Genomic DNA, 25357 nt, shown 5'->3' on the forward strand with positions numbered 1-25357 from the left:
TGGCCAAGGCAGAACCGACTCTATGAAGTTTCTCAACTTCCTGCGTGGTGAGACCTTTGCGCGCGGCATCCATCCGCCGCAGAACAAGCACACTGCGCGCACGCCGATTCGTCGCTTGCCGTTTGCGCCGCAGCTGATCGTGCCGCTGTCGCAACACATCGGGAAAGCGCCGCAAGCCATCGTTCGTGTTGGGCAAGAGGTGGTGCGCGGTGAGCCGATTGCCAAAGCCAGCGACTGGTTGTCGGTGCCACACCATGCGCCAGCCACCGGCGTGGTTGAGGCCATCGAGTTGCGCCCGACAGCGCGTGGCCCCTGGACCGAGTCGATTGTGATCCGCCCGCACGCCGGTGCAACACAAGAAGACCTTTGGGGCACGCCGCGTGACATGAACGGCATGGACGCCGCCGAGATTCTGCAGGCGGTGTGGGACACCGGCATGGTGGGCTTGGGCGGCGCGGCCTTTCCCACCCATGCCAAGCTGATGGTCCCCAAGCAGGCCAAGGTACACACGCTGGTGGTGAACGGCTGCGAATGTGAGCCTTACCTGACTTGCGATCACCGGGTGATGCTGGAAAACGCGCCCAATTTGATAGTGGGCATGCAATTGGCCATGCGCGCCACCGGTGCGGTGCGCGGTATCGTCGGCGTGGAAGACAACAAGCCCGATGCGGTGGCCGCCATCCTGGCGGCCATTAACGCCAGCAAGGCAGACAACCTGTTTGTGGAGGCGGTGCCCACCAAGTACCCGCAAGGGTCTGAGAAGATGCTGCTGATGGCGCTGTTTGGCGTTGAAATTCCGTCTGGTTCGCTGCCTGTGTCTTTGGGCATGGTCATGAACAATGTGGGCACGCTGGCTGCCTTGGGCAGGCTGTTGCCCGCAGGACAAGGGCTAACCGAACGCGTGGTGACCATTGCAGGACCGGGTGTCAGCCGCCCCGGTGATTACCGCGTACCGCTTGGCACGCCGATTTCATTTGTGCTGGAGTGGGCCGGCGCACTGAGGCAGCCAGGCAAGGATTCCGCCAACGCCTGCCAACTGGTGCTGGGCGGCCCAATGATGGGCCAGTCGGTGGCGTCGCTGGATACACCGGTGACCAAGGGTGTCTCGGGTATTCTGGTTTTTCAGCCGGAAGACATGGCCGACCGCGACGGGCGTGTCACCTACCCCTGTATCAAGTGCGGCAAATGTGTGGAATCGTGCCCGATGGGGCTTAACCCCTCCACGCTGGGCCTGCTGGCCGCCAAGCGCGAATACGAGCTGATGGCGCAGCGTTACCACCTGGGCGACTGTTTTGAGTGCGGCTGCTGCACTTATGTCTGCCCGTCCAACATCCCGCTGGTTCAACAGTTTCGCATTGCCAAGCAGGTGTTGCGTGAAAAGGCAAGTGCAGCATGAGCGCCACCATTGAGATCCGCAGTGCGCCGCACATCAAGGCGCCACGCAGTGTTGAACAGATCATGCGCAATGTGGTGGGTGCCCTGTTGCCAGTATGTGCTTTTTACGTTTACCAGTACGGCATTTCGGCGCTCGCCTCGATCATGGTGGTGACCGCTACCTGTCTGTTAACCGAGCGGTTCTTTGTAAAAACCGGCACCCAGTCTGGTTCGCTGGCGGACTGGTCAGCCACCATCACCGGCCTTTTGCTGGCCCTGACCCTGCCACCCGGCTACCCCTTGTGGATGGGCGTGGTGGCGGGTTTTATTGCCATGGCCTTGGGTAAGGCGGTATTTGGCGGCATTGGGTTCAATATGTGTAACCCGGCACTGGTTGGGCGCGCCTTTGCCCAGGCGGCTTTTCCGTCGGCAATTGCCACTTACACACCGTCTTTTATGTCGGGGCGGTTTACCGAGTTCATCCCCAGCACCCTGGCCTGGCCCTTCATGGTGCCAGCCGACACTGCCGCCTGGCTCAGTAGCAAACATGTGGATGCGTTGAGTGGTGCTACGCCGCTGTCCAAATGGAAGTTTGAGGGAGTGCTAACTCCGGCGGCAGACCTATTGACCTCACTGGCTGGGCACATGGCGGTGGGGCCGTCACCTGTGCTGATTCTGCTGTGCGGGCTGTACCTTGCCGTGCGCGGCTTCATGGACTGGCGCATTCCCCTGGCCATCCTTGGCAGCGCGGGCTTGACCGCATGGATCTTGTACGGCATTGACCCGCAGCACTACCCGGATCCGTTTTTCATGCTGTTCTCAGGCGGCTTGATTTTGGGTGCGGTGTTCATGGCGACCGACATGTCGACATCCCCCGTTACGCCGCGAGGCATGTGGGTGTACGGTGCGACGATTGGTTTGCTCACCGTGGTGATCCGCTACTACAGCGGCCTGCCTGAAGGGGTGATGTATGCCATCTTGCTGGGCAACGCAGCCACCCCCTTGATTGAACGCTTCACCCAACCCACACCCTTTGGAAAATCTGGCCTGTTGCGCCCCAAGCGAACCGCTAGCTACCCGCTGCATCCCGAGTACATCTCGCGTGAAGAGGCGAATGCCGTCACGCCGAAGAAGAAATTCTTCAAAAACAAGCCCAAATCATGAGCACACCCGCCTTTCAAATTGGGGCGCCTCGAACGCCGACCCGGGCGATGCTGGTGGCGCTAGGTCTGGTGGCTGCCATCTGTGGGCTGATCATCGTGGTGGCGTATGAAGCCAGCCTCGGTTCTGTGAAGGAAAACCGACGTGTCGCGATGGAACGTGCGATCCACAAAGTGTTGCCAGGAGCCGCCCTGACAGTGGCATATCTGGCCCTGCCAAACGGCAGCATCACCCTGGCTGGCAGCGAAGAGGCGCCCGACGACGCAATGCCGTTTCATGCCGCTTTTGATGCGGCCGGGCAGTTGATGGGGATCGCCGCCGAAGGCATGGCCAAAGGCTATGCGGGTAATGTGCGCATCATGTTTGGCTACTCGCCTGGCTGCGATTGTGTGGTCGGTTTCGGCGTGGTCTCCATGCAAGAGACCCCCGGCATTGGCGACAAGATTCTCAAAGACGCCAACTTCCTGGCCAACTTCAAGGCGCTTGACGTGCGGCTCGCAAAAGACATGAAGACCCTAGCCAACGAAGTCAAAACGGTAAAGCACGGCACCAAGACCCAGGCCTGGCAGATTGACGCCATCTCAGGAGCCACCGTGACCTCGCGGGCGGTGGGCCGCGCCATCAACGATGCGGCGCAGGCGCTGCTGCCTGTACTGGTGCCACAAATCGACAAGATCGGACCGTCAAAATGAGTGAGCAACCCAATCCCAAACTGGCTGTGGATGCCACTGGCGGCGTCAGCTTGGAAGACTTCATGGAAGGCATCTGGCGCCAGAACCCCTTGTTTGTGATGATGCTGGGCATGTGCCCGGCCTTGGCGGTGACGGTTTCGGCGGTCAACGCACTGTCAATGGGGGTAGCCACGCTGCTGGTGCTGGTGTGCTCAAGCCTGCTGGTGTCGCTGTTGCGCAAGCTGATTCCGAAAGAGGTGCGCATTGCCACCTATATTGTCATCATCGCCACCTTTGTCACGGTGGTGGATTACGCCATTCAGGCCATCAGCCTGAGCTTGTATGAAGCCCTGGGGGCGTTCATCCAGTTGATCGTGGTGAACTGCATCATTTTGGGACGAGCCGAGGCCCACGCCTCCAAAAACCCGCCGATGCGCGCAATGGTCAACGCGGCGGGCATGGGCCTGGGCTTCATGATCGGCCTGTTCGCGCTGGGCTCGGTGCGTGAGATTTTGGGGGCAGGTTCCCTTTTTGGCATCTCGCTGTTTGGCCCGGACTTCCAGCCGTGGGTGGTGATGGTCTTGCCACCTGGTGGCTTCTTTGTGCTGGGCTCCTGGCTGCTACTTTTCGCCTGGTGGGAAAAACGCAAGCGTCAGCCAGCCGCTTTGAAGACAACGTCGGTAAAGGCTTGAGCATGATGCAGGAATCGGCTTATCAGATTTTTATTGGTGTGATCCTTGCCAACAACTTCGTGTTGGCCATGTTTCTGGGGTTGTGTCCGTTTTTGGGTGTGTCGGGCAAGTTGGAGACCGCAGTTCCCATGGGTATAGCCACCACTTTTGTGATGTTGGTTGCCTCTCTGTGCGCTTTCGGGCTCAACTGGCTGCTGGGTATGCTGCATCTGGAGTTTTTGCGGCTGATCTCTTACATCGTGATCATTGCCTCGGCGGTGCAACTGGTGGAAATAGTGCTCAAAAAGCACAGCCCGGCGCTGTTTCGCGCTTTAGGCATTTTCCTGCCGCTGATCACCACCAACTGCGCCGTGCTGGGTGTGGCGTTGTTTCAAACCTCGCGTGATTACAGCTTTGTGCAGTCAATGGCTTTTGCGTCGGGTGGCGGCATCGGCTTCACCCTGGCACTGGTGTTGATGGCGGGCCTGCGCGAGCGGGTGCAATTGGTGGAAGTGCCAGAGATCGCCCAGGGCACAGCGCTGGCGCTGATGCTGGCCGGCATACTCTCGCTGGCTTTTATGGGCTTTGCCGGGCTGGGGAGCTAAGGTGATCCTCAACTACCTAATTGCCATGGTCGCCGTCATGGGCATGCTGATTTTTTGGGCCAGCGTTCAAACGCTGGCGAGACGCTTTGCCGAGCACAACCCACATCTGGGCCCCTTTCGGGAGGAGCGCGCGGGCTGCGGCAGCGGCAACTGCTCCTGCACTTCCTCATGCAGCAGCGCCGATGCATCTGACACCGAGCAAGACTGCACCATGTCATCTCGCCAAACGCTTTACACCATTCAAGAACCTCAGTGAGACACCTTATGCCAACATTTGAAACACTCCCCAGCGTCGACGAAAAACTTCACACCGCCAAACTGATCGCCAGTAGCCGGATCACGCCACCCGATTCGCCGGAAGATGTGCGGCAAATGACCTTTACCACCGACGACGCAGGTTTTGACGCGCGGATTGGCCACTGCATCAAGGTGATGGCACCAGGTCAGTTCGGTAACCTGCATCACAGCCGCCTGTACTCTCTGGCGCACCTTGAGCACATTGACTCGCAGGGCACCGAGTTCTCATTGCTGGTGCGCCGCTGCAGCTACATCGATGATTTCAGCGGCGAACGCTATGCTGGCGTCGCGTCCAACTACCTGTGCAATCTACCTCTGGGCAGTGCGATAACGTTTTCTGGCCCCTCAGGCCACCCGTTTACCATTCCGGCCAACCACCAATCACCACTGCTAATGATCGGCATGGGCACGGGCATTGCGCCGTTTCGAGGTCTGGTGAACCGCATTTACGACACTCTGGGCGGCTGGGAAGGCAAGGTACGTCTGTTTTACGGTGCCCGCAGTGGCTTGGAAATGCTTTATATGAACGACCAAAACCAGGATTTGGCGAACTACTTTGACCAATCAACCTTCAAAGCCTTTCAGGCAGTGAGCCCACGGCCGCATTTTGACGAGCCGCCAGCCATTGAGCTGGCGATTCAACAAAACGCCGCCGAGGTGCGTGAGATGCTGCAAGACAGCAACACGCAGGTCTTTATCGCTGGCCCGCAAGCGATGCTTGGCAGAGTAGAAGAAGCCTTCGCGAAAATCGTTGCTGGCCGCGACGCTTGGGCAGCCCTTCACGGCGATCTGCTGGCCAGCGGCCGGTGGAACACCGTCTTGTATTGACGGCAATTCGTGCGCTAATGACGCCTCAGAAGGAGTAGCGTCACGCGATGGCCAAAGCAGGAGCATCTTCAGACTGTCGAATTCGGCAGTGCACCGCTCAGGATTGACGCGTTCAAGCGAGTCAGTCACTCAGTTATACTGAGATTTGGAGGCGTGGCCGAGCGGTTTAAGGCACCGGTCTTGAAAACCGGCGATGTTTTGCGACATCCGTGAGTTCGAATCTCACCGCCTCCGTATCCGTTGCACACTGGTGCAAAAAGCCTCTTATGTGTCGACCAAGACTTGGTCAAATTGACAGGTTAAGTTCTATTCGTCGTTCGGCCATATTTTCCTTTATCGAGATTTTGTGCTAGGCAAGCACTCCCCAATACTGCCCTTCATCGCGTCATAAGACCGAATTACTAAAAGCCCGCTGCCCAAACGCCTAGCCATTAGCTTAAAGTGTTGATGGCGACGGAACCGAGTGGCCCCCTTGATTGAAGGTCGTATCTGTTATAGATACGACCTTTTCCCCTATTCGGGTATGGCTTCGGCGACAGGACTCGCAGTCGAGCCGCAAGCAACGCGGCCAGCGTTGCCTTGACTTCCCAAGTTCGACACTTCCTGCACGCAAGTGATTGATTTCATTAGAAACGGACTTCAAAGCGTAGACTACAAAACAGGCTTAGCCAAGTCAGACGGGGTTGGCGGTGTCAAATCCAGTGCGGTAAACAGCGACTTCTGAGCCGGTGTGATCTCAGTTAAACCCGCCAGCGTTTTGCCATCGCCGCTCTGCACGGTCTGCTGATGAATGCGCTTGAGGCTCTCCAGCAGCGTGCTGGGCGACTCGGATCGCTTCGCAGCTTTCAGGCGCATGCGCATCACCCGGTACAGCACTAGCGCCATGAAGCAAATCAGTGCATGCGCGCGAATGCGCTGAGGCAGCCGGTGGTACACCGGGCCAATCTCGATGTCAGATTTGAGCACCCGAAATCCCCGTTCAATATCGGCCAGACTCTTGTAACGCTGCACCACCTCAGCCGCTGGTGCATTGGTGTTGGTCACCAGCAGCAACTTGCCATCGAGTAGTTCCAGGTAGCGCTTCTTATCCTCATCAATTGAATAGCTGAACAGGTCGGCCTTCAAATCCACCTTGATCAAATGCGCCATATGCGCGTCTTTGACTGCATGGTAGAAGCGTGCTTTGGTCCCCGAATCCGACATCGGGCGGCCTTTGCTTTTGTTCTTTTGACCCGCGCGTTGACTCTCGTCTTGCGCATCGAGTTTGACACTGCACTGCTGGCCCAATTTGAGCAACTCTGCCATCGTGTTGTCACGCGCCGTGGTGCGCCGGTTGGCAGCCACCGGGTCGTGTGCGACCACCAGACGGCTATCGCTCCATTTTGTTTCACCGCACCATTCTTGGGTGGCATCCTGGCCCTTATGCAGTTTTTGCAGATCATCTGCAAAGTCACCATAACGCGCCGCCGGCACCGCCAGGATGTACTCAACGGCGACATCACGGCCATCCTTTTTCAACTGGGCCTGCAACTTGTCCAACTCTTCAATGTTGGCCGTGCTGAGCAGCCCCCGATCGGCAATCAGCACCACACGCTTGAGCGGGTAACGCACCAACAACCCCCGAATCATGGGCAGCAGGGTTTTGGCCTCTGCCGTGTTACCGGGATGTACTTCATGCGCGATGGGCAGGCCCTCGCAGGTTTGCACCAAGGACAACATGAACTGGCGCTCAATCAGGCCCGACTTGGCCAAGCCGTAAGCGCGCACATCGTCTTGCAAATCCGTCTGTCCGGTGACCGCAACCGTGGTGAGGTCATAAAACACCACCGAGAGGTCTTGGTCAATCAGCGGACGCATGAGCGTGGCCAGTCGGAGCTTGAGTTTGTCGCTGTGCTCATCGAGCACGTCCATGGCGCGCAGCAGGTGCTGATGCTCAGTGACGATGCCAGAGCCTGCGGGCAAAGCCACGGTTTGCAGCCAGCGCAGCACACCGAGTTTGCTGCCAGGGTCACACAGGCGGTTGAAGACCATCAGGCGCAAACAGGTCAGAACATCAATCTCTGTTTTGGAGCGCCGCCAAGAAGTCGCCAAATCATCAAAGCCCAAGGTTCGCCAGAGTTCAGACAAGGCCCAGATGTCACCAGCATGGCGACTGTCAGTAAAGCGCAGGTCATCAAGTGCAGACGCAGCAGGGGCAATACCTCGGGCGCGTTGCAAGGAGGCAATCAGGGTGTCAACGTCGCCGCCGGACTCCAGACGACCCAGGGTGCAGACGGTGCGCTGGCGGGGTTTGCCTTCATCATTGCGAAAGGACTCCACCAACTGGGCGTAGCGGCGACCGCCAGACTGGGTGACTTTGATGAACATGGCGCTGAGTGTAGCGCAAGTCAGAAAAAACGAAAACTACCCACCAAATGAAACGTGCCACTACATGCACTTTTTGCTTTCAACCAGAAAATCAACGTAAGTGGTTGAATTCATTGGTAAGCCAGGGCGGGAAAACCAGGAATTCGGAAAAACAGTGTCGAACTTGAGTGACTTCGGTCATCGCGCAACCTCTCGCATCTGCCTTACGGGGTGGCGTAAAGAATATCTTTTAAGGCGATTGGCGCCTTCGCCAGCCCGAGCCGGATAGCCGGTGTCTGCTTGTCGTTTCCCGCCTTGCAGTAGTTGCAAAACACCCGAAAAATCTCAGGCGTCTTGGCCAGATTCTCCGGGTTGTAGGCGCTATACCCGTACCAGGTACCGATGCAGCCTCAGGACCATCAGCCAGCGCACACCGATAAGGCAAAGAAGCCATGTTATCGGCCAGCACCTTGGAAGCGACATCGATGATCAAAGCCTGCTGGCTCAGACCCGAGACGGCCTCCAACCGCATGTGATGCTTGAGCCGCTTGAACGCCTCCTCGATGCGCCAGCGCTTGTGACACAGCTCGCCAAAACACCCCCAAGGGAAATCCACAGGATCCAGATTGGTGGCCATCACGCGCACCCAGGCATTAGGGGACACATTGCGAACCATTCGCACCTCAGGAGCGTTGGGCGAACAACCCGTGACCTCCTTGTCGCAGCGCATACACAAGCAAACCCCGCGCTCGCACAGTACCGACACCAGCCAGGCGGCTGGATAGCCGCGGTCAAGCAACAAAACGTCATCAGGCCCTAAGTGAGGGCGCGCACTTGCATCTTGTCGCTCTTGGCATCGCGGTATCTGAAACTCACCTGCCCATCTTCGCAGCTCAAAATGTCACCCTCCTGAATCACCCCCCCGTACAGATAGCGCCCCAGGTAGACCAAGGTCTTCTCACCGGAGCCGACACACTTGCAGTCGACCACCCACTTCTCGGGCAGCCGTGGTGCACCTGCAGCCACGGCGTGTAAGCGGCGCCGTAGCTTAGCCCCAGGGTACCGGCGTGGTCCCGAAAGGCCCCGCCCATCGTGTCATCCAGCCGGGTGTCCAGGATTGCCATGTGATTACCCAAACTGGCGCACTGGCGCACTGGCGCTCAAGGTCACTTCGATATCGCGCAGGGATTCGCGCCAGGTCAGTTGCGCGTAGGCCATGATTCGAAAGTGCTCGGTGCTGAGCAAAGTCGAAATCCGTGCATCTCCCGAGTAGCGAGCCACGATGCGAGCGAAGCTGGTCCATGGCACGAAGTCCATCACCTGCGAAAAAAGCGTCTTTCCAAGATTCACAATAAATTCCCCGAGTTGTCGGGCTAGGGAAATGACCAGTGAAAAGCATCATGAAATTCAAATCGACACCAAACTTTTTTGCTCGCAAACCCGCATGCCTATTGGGTTTTCGTCAAAGCGCAACAACCTCTACCGGACAGTAGCGCTGTGGTTTAGGCTTTCACCGAGAGAGTCCATCGGGCGGTTGTTGGCGCCTACATGGCGCACGCGACAGCGCTGCAAAACGGGCTGGGCCCACAGGTCATAGGATTTTCTCCGCATCGCTAGACTCCGGCGCTTTGATGGCCGCACACCGCCCGCCATGGAACTACTCACCGAGCCAAACATCTGGATCGCCTTTTTCATGCTCGCCGCCCTGGAGATCGTGCCGGGCATCGACAACATCATTTTTATCAGTATTCTGCTGGGGCGGCTGCCGCCGGAGCAGCGTGACTTGGCGCGCCGCCTTGGGCTGGGGTTTGCCATGGTGTCGCGCATGGCGCTGCTGTTCAGTCTGGCCTGGGTGATGACGCTAACCACCCCACTGATCACGTTGCTGGGCCAGGAGATCAGTGGACGCGATTTGATTTTGCTGGGTGGCGGTGTGTGTTTGCTCTACAAGGCCTCGCATGAGATTTTCATGGAGGTGAAAGTCCAGGAAAGCAAGGAAACCCGCGCCGGGGTGGCCGACGTCAAAGTTGGTACCAGCGTGTTTTAGGGAACCATTGCGCAGATTGGCGTGGTCGACATCGTGTTTTCGCTGGACTCGGTGATCACCGCCGTGGGTATGGTCGACATCATCAGCGTGATGGTGGCTGCGGTGGTGGCCTCGGTGGCGGTGATGATGTTTGCCGCCAAGCCGATTGGCGACTGTGTCGACAAACACCCCTCGATCAAGGTGCTGGCGCTGGCATTCCTGATCATGGTCTGCACCCTGTTGGTGGCCGAGGCGTTTGACGCGCATGTGCCCAAAGGCTACGTCTACACCGCCATGTTGTTCTCATTGGCAGTGGAGGCGCTCAACATCCGCTCCCGTGCCAAGCGGCTGGCGCTCGGCTAGGATTGCCGACTGGCCCCACTGGCGCACCGTAAGGCCTGGCGGCGCACCCGCCAGGCCGCCAAAATCTGGTCAGTTCTGGCCCAGCACCGGGTAGTCGGTGTAGCCCTTGGCGCCGCCGCCGTAGTAGGTGCTGCGGTCGCCCTCATTGAGCGCGCTGCCACTGCACAGGCGCTCCACCAGATCGGGGTTGGCGATGAAGGCGCGACCAAAGGCTACCAAGTCGGCGCCTTCTTTGACGGCTTGCTCGGCCATGGCTTTGTCCAGCCCGTTGTTGACCATCCAGGCGCCCTTGCCGCCTGCAGCGCGGTAGGCGCGGCGCAGGCCGGTGTAGTCAAACGGGCGGTCGACCAGCTCACGCGGGCCACCGGTGGCGCCTTCGATGATGTGCACATAAGCCAGCTTGAGCGCCGCCAGCTCGCGCACCACGTAGTCAAACAGCGGTTGGGGGTCGGGGTCAAAGGCGTCGTTGGCGGGGGTGACTGGCGACAAGCGGATGCCCACCCGACCCGCACCGACGGCGTCGGTCACCGCACGCACCACCTCAAGCAGAAAGCGGGCGCGGTTTTCGATGCTGCCGCCAAAGTCGTCGCGGCGCTGATTGGAGCCGCTTTTCAGGAACTGGTCAATCAGGTGGCCATTGGCTGCATGAATTTCCACGCCGTCAAAGTCGGCGGTGTGCACCGCGTTGCGGGCGGCTGCGGCATAGTTATGCACGATGTCGGGCAACTCATAAGCCTGCAGGGCGCGTGGCTCTGAGGTGACCACAAAGTTGGGCACACCGTCCTTGATCAGCACGGTTTTGGCTTCGGCGCGCAGCGCTGAAGGGGCCACTGGCTGGGCATTGCCAGGCTGCAGGCTGGTGTGCGAGATGCGGCCTACATGCCAGAGTTGACAAACAATCTTGCCGCCAGCAGCATGCACCGCACGGGTGACCGGCTTCCACGCCTCAACCTGTTCTTCGGCGTACAAACCCGGCACGTCGGCGTAGCCCTGGCCTTGCTGGCAGATGGCGGTGGCCTCGCTGATGATGAGTCCGGCGCTGGCGCGCTGGGCGTAGTACTCGCCCATGAGTGCGGTGGGCGTGGCGTCGGGCGCCCGGTTGCGGGTGAGTGGCGCCATGACGATGCGATTCGCCAAATTCAGGTCACCGGCTTGAACGGAATTGAAAAGCGTGGCGTGTGAGTGCGGCATAAGAGACCTCCTGGAAGCAAAGAGTCATGGTAGCGCGGGCCCAGGCCCTCGGATAGAAAGGGCGCTGCATGCCCTTTGGCGCTATCGACTGAGCTTGTAAACCGAGGTTCCCGCCAGCAGATTGGGCGCAAAACGCACGGTATCACCGTCGTGAATGCCAAACTGATCCAGCACTTTCAGGCCACAGGCGCGCGCCAGCACGCCCAGGTCGGCATGGGTGCCGACGCGGATATTGGGCGTGTTGTACCACTGGTAAGGCAGCCGCCGGGTCACCGGCATGCGCCCCTTGAGCACGCTCAAGCGGTTCGGCCAGTGGGCAAAGTTGGGGAAAGCCACCACGCCAAAGCGGCCGACACGCACCGTCTCACGCAACATGACCTCGGCGTTGCGCAGGTTCTGCAGGGTGTCAATTTGTAGCACCACGTCAAAGGTGGCATCTTCGAACATCGACAGGCCTTCATCCAGGTTGAGCTGGATGACGTTGACACCGCGCTGCACACAGGCCAGCACATTGGCGTCGTCAATTTCAATGCCGTAGCCGGTGCAGCCGCGCATTTTTTGCAAGTGCGCCAGCATGGTGCCGTCGCCACAGCCCAGGTCAAGCACGCGCGCGCCCTCAGGCACCAGTTCGCCGATTAGCTGCAAGGTGCTGCTGACCAAGCCGTCAGCGGTGTGGTGGGCGTTCATGGCTGGCCCTCTAGGCTTTGCAAAATGCTAGCAAAATAAGAGCGTATGACGCTTGTGTAACGGGGGTCATCGAGCAAAAAGGCATCATGCCCGTGAAGCGCATCAATCTCGGCGTAGCTCACATCACGCTTGTTGTCGAGCAGCGCCTTGACGAGCTCGCGACTGCGTTTGGGCGAAAAGCGCCAGTCGGTGGTGAAGCTCACCAGCAAAAACTTGGCGGTAGCGCGCCCCAGCGCCAGACTCAAATCACCCCCATAAGCGCGCGCCGGGTCAAAGTAGTCCAGCGCACGGGTGATCAACAAGTAAGTGTTGGCGTCAAAGTACTCGGCAAACTTGTCACCTTGGTAGCGTAGGTAGCTCTCGATCTGGAACTCGACCTCTTGCGTGCTGTATTTGTAGCTCTGAAGCACCGCATCGAGCGCCGCCGGGCTGCCCCGGGACGCTAGAAGTCCTGCGGGAGGTAGCGCAGCAGACGCAGCCAGTGCGGTGACAGGCGAGGGGGCTTTTTGCTGGCGGCCAAACTTCTCGTTCATCACATCATCACTCAGGTAGGTGATGTGACCAATCATGCGGGCAATGCGCAAGCCGCGTTTGGGCACGGTGCCGTGTTGGTAAAAGTGGCCGCCGTGGAAGTCGGGGTCGGTGACGATGGCGCGGCGCGCTACTTCGTTAAAGGCGATGTTCTCAGCTGTCAGGTTGGGTGCGCTGGCAATCACCAGCGCATAGCGCACGCGGTCAGGGTATTGCAGCGTCCAACTCAGGGCTTGCATGCCGCCTAAGCTGCCGCCCATCACCGCCGCCAGCGTCTGGATGCCCATGGCATCGAGCAGCAGCGCCTGCGCGTCGACCCAGTCTTCCACGGTCATCACCGGGAAATCAGCGCCGTAAACCTGGCCGGTATCGGGGTTGCGGTGCATCGGGCCGGTGGAGCCAAAACACGAGCCGAAGTTATTCACGCCGATGACGAAAAACTTGTTCGTATCCAGCGGTTTGCCGGGGCCAATCATGTTGTCCCACCAGCCCTCGGACTTGTCTTGGCCGACGTAGCTGCCCGCCACATGGTGCGAGGCATTCAGCGCGTGGCAGACCAACACAGCGTTGGTTCTGGCGGCGTTGAGCTGGCCGTAGGTCTCAAAGCTCAGGTGGTAGTCGCGCAGACTGGCACCGCTTTGCAGAGGCAGGGCAGCTGCAAAATGCATCGACTGAGGTGTCGCGATCAGTTGCGTAGTCACTTGGGGGCAAAGCTCCAGAAAAAACCCGATGGTGCTAAAGGCAAAACCGGGTGGGCTGGCATCTTTAGCGGTACTTGTTACGCGCCCGCAATTCTGTCAAATCGGCGCAGGAATCAGTATAGCAACGCCACCCCAACCCATCAGGGCACCGGTCGCGCCCACCAGTCTGGGCCAAATTGCCCTTGTAGCCAGGCAATGAATTGCGTCACCTTGGCGGGCACCATGCGTGGCGAAGGGAACACTGCGTGGATTTCCTGCTGCGGCAGTTGCCAGCTTTCCAGCAAACTCACCAGCGTGCCTGCCACCAGCGCGTTGTGCGCCACATAGCGTGGCTAAGCGGCCACACCCAGGCCAGCACGGGCGGCTGCGGCCAGGGTGGAGAGGTTGTTGGAGCGCAGGTTGCCACGCACTGCCACCGATTCGGTCGCCCCGGTGGGGCCGCTGAAGTGCCAACGCGCATCGCCCTGCACGCTGCTGTAGATGAGTGCCGTGTGGCTGGCCAGGTCGGACGGCGCCAGCAGCTGGCCGTGCTGCGCCAGGTAATGGGGCGCAGCCACCAGCACCCACGGATTCAGGCCCAGATAACGCGCGCCCAGCGAGGAGTCCGCCAAGCGCCCCATACGAACGGCCACGTCCACCCCCTGCTCCACCATATTCACATAGCGGTCTTCGCAGTGCAGGTCCACCTGCAACTGGGGGTTGATGCGCATGAACTGCATCACCAGCGGTGCCAGCACCTGCCGCCCAAAAGCCACCGAGGTGTTGATGCGTAGCGAGCCCTGTACCTGCGTCTGCATCAGCGCCGCTACTGAGCTGGCTTCTTCCACATGGTGGGCAATCAGCTTGCATTTGTCGTCGTACAGCAAGCCGATCTCGGTCGGGGTTACGCCCTGGGTGCTGCGGTGCAGCAGGCGCGCACCCAGCTGCGCCTGCATCCGGCCCACCTGCTTGGTGGCGGCGGGTGGCCCACACCCAGTTCGCCGGCGGCCTTGCTGAACGAGCCCAAGTCCACCACCCGCACAAACAACTTGATCGCCTGAATTCGCTCCATAGATTGCCCTCGGTAGTGAGAAGGCAGCTATTCCACCATGGAATGAGATAAATGCGCCAGGGCGGCATTCCCTGCAACGCGTGGCGCAGCGACCATCACACCCAAGCCCACCCCGCAACCTTATTAAACCGATTGGAGACCCTCATGCCAAAGATGAAAGCAGCCATGGCCGAGGGCTACACCCGCGCCCGCGCCGACAACATTGGTGTGTGCATTGGCACCAGCGGCCCAGCGGGCACCGACATGATCACCGGCCTGTATTCGGCCAGCGCCGACAGCATTCCGATTCTGTGCATCACAGGTCAGGCGCCCCGTGCCCGGCTTTACAAGGAAGACTTTCAGGCGGTAGACATTGAGTCGATTGCCAAGCCGGTCACTAAATGGGCTGTCACGGTGCGCGAACCAGCGTTGGTGCCGCGTGTCTTCCAGCAAGCCTTTCACCTGATGCGCTCAGGCCGGCCGGGGCCGGTGCTGATTGATTTGCCGATTGACGTGCAATTGGCCGAGATCGAGTTTGACATCGACACCTATGAGGCACTGCCCGCCTACAAGCCAGCCGCTACGCGCAAGCAAATCGAGAAGGCGCTGAACATGCTCGCCGCCTCGACCAAGCCGCTGATCATTGCCGGAGGCGGCATCATCAATGCCGACGCGGCTGACCTGCTGGTGGAACTGGCCGAACTCACCGGCGTGCCGGTGATTCCCACGCTGATGGCCTGGGGCGCTATTCCTGATGACCAGCCGCTGATGGCGGGCATGTGCGGCCTGCAAACCAGCCACCGCTACGGCAACGCCACATTGCTGGCCAGCGACTTTTGTTTAGGCATTGGCAACCGCTGGGCGAACCGCCACACCGGCTCGGTTGAGGTCTACACCCAGGGCCGCAAATTTGTCCATGTGGACATTGAGCCTACGCAGATCGGCAGGGTCTTTAACCCCGATTTGGGCATCGTCAGCGACGCCAAAATAGCCCTGGAGCTGTTGGTGCAGGTGGCGCGCGAACGCCAGGCCGCTGGCACCCTGCGCGACTACAGCGAGTGGGCCGCCCGCTGTGCCGAGCGCAAACGGCTGATGCAGCGCAAAACTGCCTATGACAATGTGCCCATCAAGCCGCAGCGCGTTTACCAGGAGATGAATGCAGCGTTTGGCCGCGACACGGTTTTTGTCTCCACCATCGGTCTGAGCCAGATTGCAGGCGCGCAGTTTCTGCGAGTGTTTGGGCCGCGCCAGTGGATCAACTGCGGCCAGGCTGGGCCGCTGGGCTGGACCATTCCCGCCGCGCTGGGCGTGGTGGCAGCGGACCCAACGAAAACCGTGGTCGGCTTGAGTGGTGACTACGACTTCCAGTTTCTGGTGAAAGAGCTCGCTGTGGGTGCGCAGTTCCGCCTGCCCTATGTGCAGGTGCTGGTCAACAACAGCTACCTGGGCCTGATCCGCTAGGCGCAAAGCGGCTTTGAGATGGATTACTGCGTGCAACTCGCCTTTGACAACCAGAACGTCAGCGACCCGACCTTGCAAGGTTACCGCGTGGACCACAAAGCGGTGGTGCAAGGCCTGGGCTGCAAAGCGTTGCGCGTCACCGACCCGGCCCAGCTGCAGGGCGCGCTGCGTCAGGCGCAAAGCATGGCCCGGGAGTTTCGCGTGCCAGTGGTGGTGGAGGTGATTTTGGAGAGGGTCACCAACATCGCCATGGGCACCGAGATCAATGCCATCAACGAGTTTGAAGACATTGAGTGCCTACACCCGGCGGGCCGCGAAGGCCTGGTGGCTGCCGGTCTGCTGGAATAATCCATCGCAATTAAAAACAGGAGAAGACATGCCCCGCTTTGCCGCCAACCTGACCATGCTGTTTACCGAGGTGCCGTTTCTGCAGCGCTTTGAGCGTGCCGCCAGCGCCGGCTTCACCGCTGTGGAGTTTTTGTTTCCCTATGCCTGGCCTGCTGAGGTCATCAAAGCCGAGCTAGACCAACACGGCCTGACACTGGTGCTGCACAACCTGCCCGCCGCAGACTGGGAAGCTGGTGAGCGCGGCATCGCCTGCCACCCGGACCGGGTGCAGGAATTTTGTGCCGGCGTGCGCCAAGGCATCAGCTATGCCAAGGCCTTGGGCGTGTCGCAACTCAATTGCCTGGCAGGCAAGGCCCCGGCTGGCGTGGCGGATGCGCTGCTGCGCCAAACGCTGGTACAAAACCTGCGTTTTGCCGCCGCCGAGCTGAAAAACGTCGGGCTCAAACTGCTCATCGAGCCCATCAACACCTATGACATTCCCGGGTTTTATGTCAACCGCACCGCGCAGGCGCTGGCGATTCTGGACGAGGTCGGCGCTGACAACGCCTATCTGCAGTACGACGTCTACCACGCGCAGCGCATGGAAGGCGAGCTGGCCGCTACGCTGCAGCAGCACTTGGCGCGCATCGGCCATATCCAGCTCGCCGACAACCCGGGCCGCCATGAGCCCGGCACCGGCGAAATTAATTTCCGCTACCTTTTGGCGCGACTCGACGAGCTAGGCTACACCGGCTGGGTTGGGTGCGAGTACAAACCGCTAACCACCACGCTGGCTGGCGTGGGCTGGCGCGAAAACATCGACCCCAGCCACGCAGCCGGTTGAACCCGACCAAAACATCCACACACGGAGAACACTGTATGAACACTGCATCCTCACGTTTGGGCTTTATTGGTATGGGCACCATGGGCGCACCCATGGCCGGCCATTTGATCGCCGCCGGGCACACGCTATTTGTGCACACGCGCAGCAAGGTGCCCGACGCCATCGCCCACAGCGTGGCCACGGTTTGCGCCACAGCGCGTGCGGTGGCGGAACAAGCCGACATCATTTTCCTGATGGTGCCTGACACGCCAGACGTGGAAGCGGCGCTGTTTTCTGAGCACGGTGTGGCGTCCGCTGTGCAGGGCGTGCAGCGCAGCGCAGACGGGCACGGCGGCAAAGTTGTGGTGGACATGAGCAGCATCTCACCCATTGCCACCAAAGCCTTTGCGCAAAATATCAACGCACTGGGCTGCGATTACCTCGACGCGCCAGTGTCGGGCGGCGAAGTCGGTGCCAAAAATGCCACGCTGTCGATCATGGTGGGTGGCCCAGAGGCCGCCTTTGAGAAGGTTAAGCCGCTGTTTGCGCTGATGGGCAAAAACATCACTCTGGTGGGTGGCAACGGCCACGCCCAGACCGCCAAAGTGGCGAATCAGATCATCGTTGCGCTGAACATTGAAGCCGTGGCCGAAGCCCTGCTGTTTGCCGCCCGCGCCGGTGCTGACCCGGAACGCGTGCGCCAGGCTTTAATGGGTGGTTTTGCCGCCTCGAAAATTCTGGAATTGCATGGCGAGCGCATGGTCAAGCGCACTTTCAACCCCGGTTTTCGTATTGAACTGCACCAGAAAGACCTCAACCTGGCGCTCAGCAGCGCCCGTGCGCTGGGCGTCTCACTGCCCAACACCGCCACCGCGCAAGAGCTGTTCAACTCCTGCGTTGCCCACGCCGGCAAAGCCTGGGACCACTCGGCCATGGTGCGCGCCCTGGAAATGATGGCGAATTTCGACATCGGCCAGCAGCCTGCCTGACCTAACCACCCGACAGCCACCCAGCCATGCCATGAAGAAGCCCATGAACCCCACTGCAGCCACGGAGTTGCTGCGCCGCCTGTTTGCAGCCGCCATTGCCAGCGCCCAACCGGCGCGCTGTGTGCCAGCGCACCTGCCCCACCCGCAAGAGCTGGGCAGCGGGCGGCTGGTGGTGATTGGTGCGGGCAAGGCCAGCGCCGCCATGGCCCGTGCGGTGCAAGACCATTGGGCCGGACCACTGAGCGGGCTGGTGGTGACCCGCTATGGCTACAGCGTGCCGTGCGAGCGCATCGAGATCGTGGAGGCCGCGCACCCGGTGCCGGATGATGCTGGTGCGCAGGCCGCCCAACGGCTGCTGGAGACTGTGCAAGGCCTGAACGAAGACGACATCGTTTTATGCCTGATTTCTGGTGGCGGTTCAGCCCTTTTGCCCTTACCCATCAAGGGTTTAACGCTATCAGACAAGCAGCAAGTCAATCGCGCGCTGCTGGCCAGCGGTGCGAGTATCAGCGAGATAAACTGTGTGCGCCGCCACCTCTCGGCCATCAAGGGTGGGCGCCTGGCTGCAGCCTGCCACCCGGCGCGGGTCATCACCTTGCTGCTGTCGGACGTGCCAGGCGACAACCCAATGGACATCGCCTCTGGCCCCACGGTGGCCGATCCCACCACTTGCCAGGACGCGCTGGAGATTGTGCGGCGCTACGGCATGACGCCACCGCCGGCCGTGCTGGAAGTGCTGGAAAGCGGCCGTGGCGAGTCGGTCAAACCGGGCGATGCGCGCCTAGCCCGCGCAGAGACACGCATGATTGCCACGCCACAAACGGCACTGGAAGCCGCCGCCAGCGTCGCCCGCGAACACGGTTTTGCCGCGCACATTCTGGGCGACGCCTGGGAGGGCGAGGCACGCGAGGTGGGCAAGGTGCTGGCCGGTATGGCTCTGCAGGTGGCGCAACGCGGCCAGCCGTTTCAGGCACCGTGTGTGCTGCTGTCTGGTGGCGAAACCACGGTAACCGTGCGCGGCCAGGGCCGTGGCGGGCGCAATGTGGAGTGCCTGCTGTCGCTGGCCATCGCCCTGCGCGGCCAAAGCGGCGTGTTTGCCCTGATGGGCGACACCGACGGTGTGGACGGGCAGGAAGAAATTGCCGGTGCCATCGCCACGCCCGACACCCTGTCACGCGCCTGGGCGCAAGGCCTGCCCCCGCTGGCGCATCTGGCCAACAACAACGGTCACGGTTTTTTTGAAGCCCTGGGCGACAGCGTGGTGACCGGCCCCACCCTCACCAATGTGAACGACTTTCGGGTGGTACTGATTCAAAGCGCTGCTTAAGTAACACCTAATTTCATAGCTGCTTGCGCTTTATCCGTAAGGGCTAGAGGCCTAAAAGGCTTATAAATCTGCAAGCCATGCCCCAACCCCTGAGCCTTGAAGATCAGCGCAGATGCCAGGTCAGATGCCAGGTCTGGGGTGTTTGCTGGCACTAAGGGCTCGTCGCGCAATAACATGCACATTTGTCTTGTCAGCTTCTGGGGCGTTGCGTCGTTCCAAATCGGCACGTTTTACGCCTAGCACGGCATCCCAAATCCGACACCCAAATGCACAGCTTAAGCCGTAACGAGCCCTTACTATGGTCGTCGGTTCGTGCCAGACACAACTTATCAAAGGAGCGTTTCAATGAAAGTAACTGTGGTGATTGACAATGCCGTTCCACCGGGAATGCGCAGCCCCTTTGTCGCCGAACATGGCCTGGCTCTGCTGATTGAGAGCGAGGGCAAACGGGTTCTTTTCGATACTGGGCAGACGGGTGCCGTGGTGAACAATCTGAGTCTATTGGGGGTGCATCCTGCAAGCCTTGAGGCAGTTGTTTTGAGTCACGGGCATTACGACCATGTTGGCGGCCTGATGCGTGTGCTTCAGCATGCCGCCAAGCCGCTGCCGGTTTATGCGCACAGTGACATCTTTCAGACACACATTTCCACGGCGGGTAAAAGGCACTTTATTGGCATACCGTTTACCGAACCCCAATTGAGCAGCCTTGGCGCACAGTGGGTCTTGTCAAAGGAGCCCGTCGAGATCATTCCCGGCTTGTGGTTCAGCGGCGAGATTCCAAGGCTGACTGACTTTGAAAAAGGCGATGCCAGATTGCTCACCTGTCAGAGCGACGGCCACTGCGTGGAAGATCTCATTGCAGATGACGTCTCGCTTTTTCATGGCAGCGCGCAAGGTCTCAGGGTCATTGGCGGATGCGCGCATGCGGGCATGATCAATACGATCCGCCACGGTCTTGCACTCACCGGCCAGACAAAAATGCACACTTGGATAGGCGGAACCCATCTGGCACCGGTTTCGGCTGAGCAGCAGCATGCGACTCTTGACGCGCTGCAGGACTATGCGCCAGAGCTGATTGCGGCCAACCACTGCACAGGATTCGCCATGATGGCAACCCTTAGCCAAAGGTTTGGAGTGCACTTCGTTCCCGCCTTTGTTGGAACTGTCTTTGAGTGGTGATGTGGTAAAGCGTTGAAGCGTTGACATGACTTCAGTGAGCCGCAGTGTCGGGCTCCTTTGGCGTTCACGCTGGGTGCAGGTGCAGGTGCCGTGGCTACGCCCGACACCTTGTTACGCGCCTGGGCGCAAGGCCTGGCCCTGCTGGAACACTTGACCAACAACAACGGCCAAGGGTTTTTTGAAGCCCTGGGCGACAGCGTGGCCACCGGCCCCACCCCTACCAATGTGAACGCTTTTCGGGCGGTGCTGTTTCAGGCAGCAGCTTGAGCAATAATTAATTTGATAGCTACTCACGCTTTATTCATAAGGGCTAGCGGCCTAAAAGGCTTATAACTATGCGAGCAGTGCCCATAACCCGAGGCCCATGAAGATCAGCGCCGAGACAATGTGCACCACGCGCAGCGGCACCAGCCGCGTCATGCGCTCACCCAGCCAGACCACCGGCGCATTGGCCAGCATCATGCCCAGCGTGGTGCCGGCAATCACCCAGTAATAGGCGCTGTACTGCGCCGCCAGCATCACCGTGGCCACCTGGGTTTTGTCGCCCATCTCGGCCAAAAAAAACGCCACCACGGTGGTGCCAAACACGCCGAAACGCGGTTTGGCGGGCGCATCGTCGTCTTCGATCTTGTCGGGGATCAGCATCCACACCGCCATGGCAATGAAGGACGCGCCCAACACCCAGCGCAACACATCTGGCCCCAACGCCGTGTTGACCCAGGCGCCCACCGCACCGGCTAGGGCGTGGTTGGCGAGGGTGGCCACAAAAATGCCCGCAACAATGGGCCAGGGCTGACGAAAACGCGCGGCCAGAATAAGGGCGAGCAACTGCGTTTTGTCACCCATCTCCGCCAATGCGACGATGCCGGTAGATACTAAAAAGGCTTCCATGAGGGTCTCCGGCCGGTTGATGAAACCAATGACTGCGCAGCATCCCCGGCCAAAAACGGAGGTGCGCAGTCAAAGGTCTCGCCAAAATCCTGTTGCAGGACTTAGCTTGCGCCATGGTGGCCGGTGATGGCCAGGCAAGTCTGTTGACGCAAGCCCCTCTCAATGAAGAAGGGCGGCTACTCCCCAATGACAGCGAAGATTGTAGAACCCATTGGGTGCGTTGATGGTGGGCGCGGGCCGTGGCCCCACATCTCAACGCATCTCGGCCGACTCTGGTTTCGGTGACGCAAACTTCAGCCGGTTGCGCCCTTCTTCCTTGGCCTGGTACATGGCGGCGTCCGAGCGTTGCAGAATCTGCTCGTGGTTGCTGTCGCGGTGTGAGAACAGCGTGATGCCAATGCTGGCACTGCAGCGGTGCTCCACAGTGATGTGGTCACCCTCTTCACGCGTCAAGGCCAGCAGATACGGCTGCGCCAGCGCGTCGCGGACCTTTTCAGCCACAGCTTCTGCCAGCGTAGTGGCCTCAGCGCGGCCAGGGCTCAAGTCGGTGAGCATCACCACAAACTCGTCACCACCGATGCGCGCCACCGTGTCCACCGCGCGCACGCTGTTTTTCAAGCGTTGGGCAACTTCTGCCAACAGCAGGTCGCCCAACTCGTGGCCGTGCTCGTCGTTGAGCGGCTTGAAGTTGTCCAGGTCCAAAAACATCATTGCGCCGAAACAGTCGCTACGCTTGCTGGCACTGATGGCCTGCGCCAGGCGCTCGCTGAGCAGGCGGCGGTTGGGCAACTCGGTCAGCGGGTCGTAAAACGCCAATTGGCGCACGTGCTGCACCATTTTTTGACGCTCGGTCACGTCTTCAAACACCACGTAGGCCTGATCCAGCTTGCCGTCTTTGAACAGCGGCATGGCACTGGCCAGAATCCACACCAGGTCCCGGTCAGGCACGGCAATCCCCATCGTCATGTTGCGCACCGGTTGACCGGTTCTGATGGCCTGCGAAATCGGGTGCTCGTTGCCAGGGCAGGGGCTGCCGTCCTCATGCACCGCGTGCCAGCGCGGGTCCGTCGAGGTGCTGCCCCGCAACTGTTCCAGCGTCAAGCCCAGGATGCGCTGCGCCGCCGCATTTGCCGAGGTGATGTAACCATCGGCGTTTTGATACAGCACACCGGTAGGCAGGGTCTCAAACAGCGTGCGGAACATGTCTTCGCTGGCCAGCAGTGCCGCTTGGGTGCGTTTGTGTTCTATGGCAATGCTGGCCAACCGGGCGGATTGTTCTATCACCATAATGTCGTGCGCTGTTGGGGCATGCACCTGGCGGTGGTAAATAGCAAAGGTGCCCAGCACCTTCCCGCCGGACGCCAGAATGGGCTGCGACCAGCAGGCACCCAGATCAGCCTGCTGCGCCAGCGCCTTGTAATTAGCCCAGTATGGGTGGGTAGCAATGTCTTGTACGACCACCCGCTGCCCGGTAAACGCGGCAGTGCCACAGGAGCCACACCCCAGGCTGATCTCCAGCCCCACGACAGCCTGGTTGTAGAACGCCGGCAGGCTCGGTGCAAACACTTCACCCAGACGCTTTCCGTCATCGGTGAGCAGCAGGATGCTGCACAGCATGGACGGGTGCAAGTTCTCCACGCCGCTGGCCATGGCGCGCAATAGCTCCGGCAAGGCGGTTTCGCCAGCCATGAGCTCCAGCATCTGACTGCGAAACTGCTCGTAGCGCTCGGCCAGCTTGACCGCGCTGATGTCAGTGTGGGTGATGGCCACACCACTGCGCCGGTCACTGCCCAGCGGGCGTACGACCATGGTGAACCAGCGTTGCTCTTGCGGGGAATGGCAGGGGTAATCCAGGATGAAGTGTGGCGAGCGCCCCTCCAGCACCGCGGCAATACCATCGTGTGCCAGCGCTACGCCCAGGCTGGCGCGGTGGATGCTGTTGCTGTCGATGCACATCTCCAAATAGTTGGCGCCCACGTCAGTGTGCGGCGCGCGCTGACCGGGGAGGTTGGTGTTCTCCACAGAAAAGCGCTGCCACTGCTCATTGACCGCCAGAATGGTGCCGCTGCGGTCAATCACCGCAATTTCTGCGGCGACCGAGTCAAGGATGACGGTTTTGAACGTCTCGCTGTCTTTCAATGCCTGGTCGCGCTGGGCCAGCGCGTCGAGCATGGTATTGAATTGGCGCGCAAGTTGCGCCGCCTCGTCGTCGCCATCGGTCGCCACCCGCAGCCCGGCTTGGCCCTGCTCAACCGCGTTGGCAACCTCGGACATGGCCGCCAGACGCCGCGTAAGCAAGCGGCTGACCGCCGCCGAAATGAGCGCCGCCAGGATGATCGCTACCAGCATGTAGATCAGGCCGTTGCGCGCCACCTGTGCCAGGCTGGCTTCCAGCGCCGTTCCAGCAAGTCCAATACGCACCCAGCCAATCGACCGACCATTCAGCATCACCGGGCTGTACACGTCTACCAGATAGGCGCCGCGCTGGCGCACCTGCTCAGCGGGCTGAGCCGGTAGATCGGTCAGGTACTGGCCGCGCCGCTCGGGCTCGGTGTGCGCCAGCAGCTCACCACGCGCATCCAGCACCATGGCATAGCGCAGCTCCGGGTAGCTGGACAGGCCGTGCACAATTTCCTGCAGGCCACTTGCATCGCGCGCGGCCAGCCAAACCGCGCCCGACGCCGCCACGCTGCGGGCCATGCTGGTGGCTTGCGACACTTGCTGCGCCACAGCCACCTGCTGCTGGCGGCGTGTGAGGTCCCAGACGAAGGCCGCCATCGTCAAGGCTACCGTCAGCACCATGCCGGTCATCAACTGGCGGCGCAGCGTGCCAAAAAACAGACGTTGCAGGGTGCCAAACATCACGGCTTCTCCACGGGGCGCACTTCCCGCTCAAAACGTTCTATGTTGCGCGCCGCCACGTCGTAGCTCGCGTTGCTGGCCGGGTAGAACGCCGCCGTGGCCATGTTGGCCAAAATCGCCTGCACGGCAAAGGTTTGCGCCAGACCCAGCAAGCTTGTCTGCACCTGGGCGCGCACCAGCGCGGGCACGTCATCACGCACCATGAAAGAGTTGTTGATCAGGGGCTCAGTTTGCCAGATCACCTTCAGCTCAGCCGCTACTTTGGAATGGTCTTTCTGAAACTGGCGCCAGGCCGGCGGCCGGGTGGCACGAGCTGCCGTGTCGCCCAGATAGACATTCATGATGGAGGACTCTTGTGTGCCCACGTACAGGCTTTGGGTGTCATGCACCGCCAGACCCTGGGTGTGCAAAAAGTACTGCGCCATGATGCATGCCGCCAGCGCAGTGCGCGCGGGGTAGCTTACCCGCTTGCCCTTCAGGTCGGTGGGTAGGCGCAGGCCACTGTCGCGGCGCACGATGAAGATCCCGCGAAAATCCTGCGGGTCGCCCGCCATGGCGATCACTTGATAGCCCCTCTGGATGGCCTGCAAGGTTTGCCACGGGTTGGGCAGCAAAAAAGCCGGCTCGCGCTCGGCAAACTTTTTCTCAAAAGCAGGGTAGTCGCGGGAGGCCTCGAGTATCAGCTGGGCGCCGGTCACTTCGGTGTTGAGGTGGTCCACCAGCGGCTGATAGGCCACCGCGAGCAGGTTGGGGTTGTACCCCGGGTACACCGCCAGCCGGTATTGCGGCACGCTGCCCGGCGCGGGTGCAACCTGGTAGGTCAGCGGTTGCTCGGTGGATTCGGGCTGGCACGCGCTCAGCGAGGTGAACGCCAGCAAAACGACCCATTCGCCAAGTAAATACAAGGATGTCATATGACGCTTGTTGGTTGATCTGCCAAGGTGCCCCCGAACGCCACGCACGCATCAAGTGACTTTAGCACTGGCTCGCCACAATGAACAGAGCGGCTAAACTGT

Annotated in this window: 19 protein-coding genes, 1 tRNA gene, 6 pseudogenes and 1 riboswitch; of the genes and pseudogenes, 15 read left to right on the plus strand and 11 right to left on the minus strand. The window is 60.4% G+C overall.

The features are described 5' to 3' along the window. Nucleotides 1-22 precede the first annotated feature (22 nt). From rsxC to BLL52_RS04625, 8 genes are all read left to right on the plus strand, one after another. Complete coding sequence (rsxC, locus tag BLL52_RS04590) at nt 23-1396, plus strand: electron transport complex subunit RsxC (RefSeq protein ID WP_075585510.1); 1374 nt, start codon at nt 23-25, stop codon at nt 1394-1396. Continuing rightward, a complete protein-coding gene (locus tag BLL52_RS04595) occupies nt 1393-2538 on the plus strand; it encodes an RnfABCDGE type electron transport complex subunit D (RefSeq protein WP_075585511.1) in 1146 nt (381 codons plus the stop codon). The genes rsxC and BLL52_RS04595 overlap by 4 nt, the downstream gene beginning before the upstream one ends. Beyond that, nucleotides 2535-3227, plus strand: coding sequence for an RnfABCDGE type electron transport complex subunit G (locus tag BLL52_RS04600; protein ID WP_075585512.1), 693 nt, complete (start codon nt 2535-2537; stop codon nt 3225-3227). Before BLL52_RS04595 ends, BLL52_RS04600 begins: the two co-directional genes overlap by 4 nt. Continuing rightward, the gene (rsxE, locus tag BLL52_RS04605; RefSeq protein ID WP_075585513.1) at nt 3224-3898 is read left to right on the plus strand and encodes an electron transport complex subunit RsxE; all 675 of its coding nucleotides are present in this window, start codon (nt 3224-3226) and stop codon (nt 3896-3898) included. The genes BLL52_RS04600 and rsxE overlap by 4 nt, the downstream gene beginning before the upstream one ends. Next, entirely contained in the window at nt 3841-4482 is a 642-nt protein-coding gene (locus BLL52_RS04610; RefSeq protein WP_241839001.1) for an electron transport complex protein RnfA, read from the plus strand. The genes rsxE and BLL52_RS04610 overlap by 58 nt, the downstream gene beginning before the upstream one ends. 1 nt (nt 4483) lies before the next feature. Next, a complete protein-coding gene (locus tag BLL52_RS04615) occupies nt 4484-4738 on the plus strand; it encodes a hypothetical protein (RefSeq protein WP_198930590.1) in 255 nt (84 codons plus the stop codon). Nucleotides 4739-4746: 8 nt separating this feature from the next. Continuing rightward, nucleotides 4747-5607: an FAD-binding oxidoreductase gene (locus BLL52_RS04620; RefSeq protein WP_075585515.1), complete on the plus strand. Its 861-nt coding sequence runs from the start codon at nt 4747-4749 to the stop codon at nt 5605-5607. 147 nt (nt 5608-5754) lie between these two features. Continuing rightward, nucleotides 5755-5841: transfer RNA gene (locus tag BLL52_RS04625), tRNA-Ser, on the plus strand. A 417-nt stretch (nt 5842-6258) separates the two neighbouring features. Here BLL52_RS04625 and BLL52_RS04630 read toward each other — a convergent pair. From BLL52_RS04630 to BLL52_RS04645, 4 genes and pseudogenes are all read right to left on the minus strand, one after another. After that, nucleotides 6259-7974, minus strand: a complete 1716-nt coding sequence (locus BLL52_RS04630; RefSeq protein ID WP_075585441.1) for an IS1634 family transposase — start codon at nt 7972-7974, stop codon at nt 6259-6261. A 229-nt stretch (nt 7975-8203) separates the two neighbouring features. Continuing rightward, the gene (locus BLL52_RS21950; protein ID WP_420852617.1) at nt 8204-8719 is read right to left on the minus strand and encodes a transposase; all 516 of its coding nucleotides are present in this window, start codon (nt 8717-8719) and stop codon (nt 8204-8206) included. Between the two features lie 53 nt (nt 8720-8772). Beyond that, nucleotides 8773-8961 (minus strand): annotated as a pseudogene (locus BLL52_RS04640) (transposase); the annotation flags it as partial. Between the two features lie 141 nt (nt 8962-9102). Continuing rightward, nucleotides 9103-9303: pseudogene (locus BLL52_RS04645) on the minus strand (DUF4372 domain-containing protein); the annotation flags it as partial. A gap of 301 nt (nt 9304-9604) precedes the next feature. On the opposite strand from BLL52_RS04645, the pseudogene BLL52_RS04650 reads away from it, so the two are divergent. Then, nucleotides 9605-10342 (plus strand): annotated as a pseudogene (locus BLL52_RS04650) (TerC family protein). Nucleotides 10343-10411: 69 nt separating this feature from the next. On the opposite strand, the gene BLL52_RS04655 reads toward BLL52_RS04650, so the two are convergent. The 4 genes and pseudogenes from BLL52_RS04655 to BLL52_RS04670 all read right to left on the minus strand — a co-directional run bounded on the left by BLL52_RS04655 (nt 10412) and on the right by BLL52_RS04670 (nt 14503). After that, nucleotides 10412-11533 carry an alkene reductase gene (locus tag BLL52_RS04655; RefSeq protein ID WP_075585518.1) on the minus strand — a complete coding sequence of 374 codons (1122 nt, stop codon included), beginning with the start codon at nt 11531-11533 and terminating at the stop codon, nt 10412-10414. An 81-nt stretch (nt 11534-11614) separates the two neighbouring features. Then, nucleotides 11615-12220 (minus strand): methionine biosynthesis protein MetW, encoded by a 606-nt coding sequence (gene metW / locus BLL52_RS04660; protein ID WP_075585519.1) that lies wholly within the window; start codon nt 12218-12220, stop codon nt 11615-11617. Then, nucleotides 12217-13419, minus strand: a complete 1203-nt coding sequence (metX, locus tag BLL52_RS04665; RefSeq protein ID WP_075585520.1) for a homoserine O-acetyltransferase MetX — start codon at nt 13417-13419, stop codon at nt 12217-12219. The genes metW and metX overlap by 4 nt, the downstream gene beginning before the upstream one ends. A gap of 173 nt (nt 13420-13592) precedes the next feature. Continuing rightward, nucleotides 13593-14503 (minus strand): annotated as a pseudogene (locus BLL52_RS04670) (LysR family transcriptional regulator). Between the two features lie 165 nt (nt 14504-14668). On the opposite strand from BLL52_RS04670, the pseudogene gcl reads away from it, so the two are divergent. The 6 genes and pseudogenes from gcl to BLL52_RS04705 form a co-directional block, all read left to right on the plus strand. Continuing rightward, nucleotides 14669-16291 (plus strand): annotated as a pseudogene (gene gcl, locus BLL52_RS04675) (glyoxylate carboligase); the annotation flags it as partial. A gap of 28 nt (nt 16292-16319) precedes the next feature. After that, nucleotides 16320-17114, plus strand: coding sequence for a hydroxypyruvate isomerase (hyi, locus tag BLL52_RS04680; RefSeq protein WP_075585521.1), 795 nt, complete (start codon nt 16320-16322; stop codon nt 17112-17114). Continuing rightward, the gene (locus tag BLL52_RS04685; protein ID WP_274534887.1) at nt 17111-18082 is read left to right on the plus strand and encodes a 2-hydroxy-3-oxopropionate reductase; all 972 of its coding nucleotides are present in this window, start codon (nt 17111-17113) and stop codon (nt 18080-18082) included. The genes hyi and BLL52_RS04685 overlap by 4 nt, the downstream gene beginning before the upstream one ends. A gap of 43 nt (nt 18083-18125) precedes the next feature. After that, entirely contained in the window at nt 18126-19409 is a 1284-nt protein-coding gene (locus BLL52_RS04690) for a glycerate kinase type-2 family protein (RefSeq protein WP_075585611.1), read from the plus strand. A gap of 345 nt (nt 19410-19754) precedes the next feature. Beyond that, a complete protein-coding gene (locus tag BLL52_RS04700; RefSeq protein ID WP_075585524.1) occupies nt 19755-20588 on the plus strand; it encodes an MBL fold metallo-hydrolase in 834 nt (277 codons plus the stop codon). A gap of 81 nt (nt 20589-20669) precedes the next feature. Then, nucleotides 20670-20855, plus strand: a pseudogene (locus BLL52_RS04705) (MOFRL family protein); the annotation flags it as partial. Between the two features lie 66 nt (nt 20856-20921). Here the strand turns inward: BLL52_RS04705 and BLL52_RS04710 are convergent. From BLL52_RS04710 to BLL52_RS04720, 3 genes are all read right to left on the minus strand, one after another. Next, nucleotides 20922-21479, minus strand: coding sequence for a TMEM165/GDT1 family protein (locus tag BLL52_RS04710; RefSeq protein WP_075585526.1), 558 nt, complete (start codon nt 21477-21479; stop codon nt 20922-20924). A gap of 3 nt (nt 21480-21482) precedes the next feature. Beyond that, nucleotides 21483-21676, minus strand: a riboswitch (yybP-ykoY riboswitch). A 55-nt stretch (nt 21677-21731) separates the two neighbouring features. Beyond that, nucleotides 21732-24341 carry a diguanylate cyclase domain-containing protein gene (locus BLL52_RS04715; RefSeq protein ID WP_075585527.1) on the minus strand — a complete coding sequence of 870 codons (2610 nt, stop codon included), beginning with the start codon at nt 24339-24341 and terminating at the stop codon, nt 21732-21734. Then, nucleotides 24341-25255: a phosphate/phosphite/phosphonate ABC transporter substrate-binding protein gene (locus BLL52_RS04720; RefSeq protein ID WP_075585528.1), complete on the minus strand. Its 915-nt coding sequence runs from the start codon at nt 25253-25255 to the stop codon at nt 24341-24343. Before BLL52_RS04720 ends, BLL52_RS04715 begins: the two co-directional genes overlap by 1 nt. Nucleotides 25256-25357 lie beyond the last annotated feature (102 nt).

This window comes from Rhodoferax antarcticus ANT.BR, from assembly GCF_001938565.1.
Classification (GTDB): Bacteria; Pseudomonadota; Gammaproteobacteria; order Burkholderiales; family Burkholderiaceae_C; genus Rhodoferax; species Rhodoferax antarcticus.

Excerpts from the sequence above, each read along its gene's own strand:
- rsxC (WP_075585510.1), top strand. The coding sequence starts at position 23 with ATGAAGTTTCTCAACTTCCTGCGTGGTGAGACCTTTGCGCGCGGCATC.
- BLL52_RS04595 (WP_075585511.1), top strand. The coding sequence starts at position 1,393 with ATGAGCGCCACCATTGAGATCCGCAGTGCGCCGCACATCAAGGCGCCA.
- BLL52_RS04600 (WP_075585512.1), top strand. The coding sequence starts at position 2,535 with ATGAGCACACCCGCCTTTCAAATTGGGGCGCCTCGAACGCCGACCCGG.
- rsxE (WP_075585513.1), top strand. The coding sequence starts at position 3,224 with ATGAGTGAGCAACCCAATCCCAAACTGGCTGTGGATGCCACTGGCGGC.
- BLL52_RS04620 (WP_075585515.1), top strand. The coding sequence starts at position 4,747 with ATGCCAACATTTGAAACACTCCCCAGCGTCGACGAAAAACTTCACACC.
- BLL52_RS04630 (WP_075585441.1), bottom strand. The coding sequence starts at position 7,974 with ATGTTCATCAAAGTCACCCAGTCTGGCGGTCGCCGCTACGCCCAGTTG.
- BLL52_RS04655 (WP_075585518.1), bottom strand. The coding sequence starts at position 11,533 with ATGCCGCACTCACACGCCACGCTTTTCAATTCCGTTCAAGCCGGTGAC.
- metW (WP_075585519.1), bottom strand. The coding sequence starts at position 12,220 with ATGAACGCCCACCACACCGCTGACGGCTTGGTCAGCAGCACCTTGCAG.
- metX (WP_075585520.1), bottom strand. The coding sequence starts at position 13,419 with ATGCATTTTGCAGCTGCCCTGCCTCTGCAAAGCGGTGCCAGTCTGCGC.
- hyi (WP_075585521.1), top strand. The coding sequence starts at position 16,320 with ATGCCCCGCTTTGCCGCCAACCTGACCATGCTGTTTACCGAGGTGCCG.
- BLL52_RS04690 (WP_075585611.1), top strand. The coding sequence starts at position 18,126 with ATGAACCCCACTGCAGCCACGGAGTTGCTGCGCCGCCTGTTTGCAGCC.
- BLL52_RS04700 (WP_075585524.1), top strand. The coding sequence starts at position 19,755 with ATGAAAGTAACTGTGGTGATTGACAATGCCGTTCCACCGGGAATGCGC.
- BLL52_RS04710 (WP_075585526.1), bottom strand. The coding sequence starts at position 21,479 with ATGGAAGCCTTTTTAGTATCTACCGGCATCGTCGCATTGGCGGAGATG.
- BLL52_RS04715 (WP_075585527.1), bottom strand. The coding sequence starts at position 24,341 with ATGTTTGGCACCCTGCAACGTCTGTTTTTTGGCACGCTGCGCCGCCAG.
- BLL52_RS04720 (WP_075585528.1), bottom strand. The coding sequence starts at position 25,255 with ATGACATCCTTGTATTTACTTGGCGAATGGGTCGTTTTGCTGGCGTTC.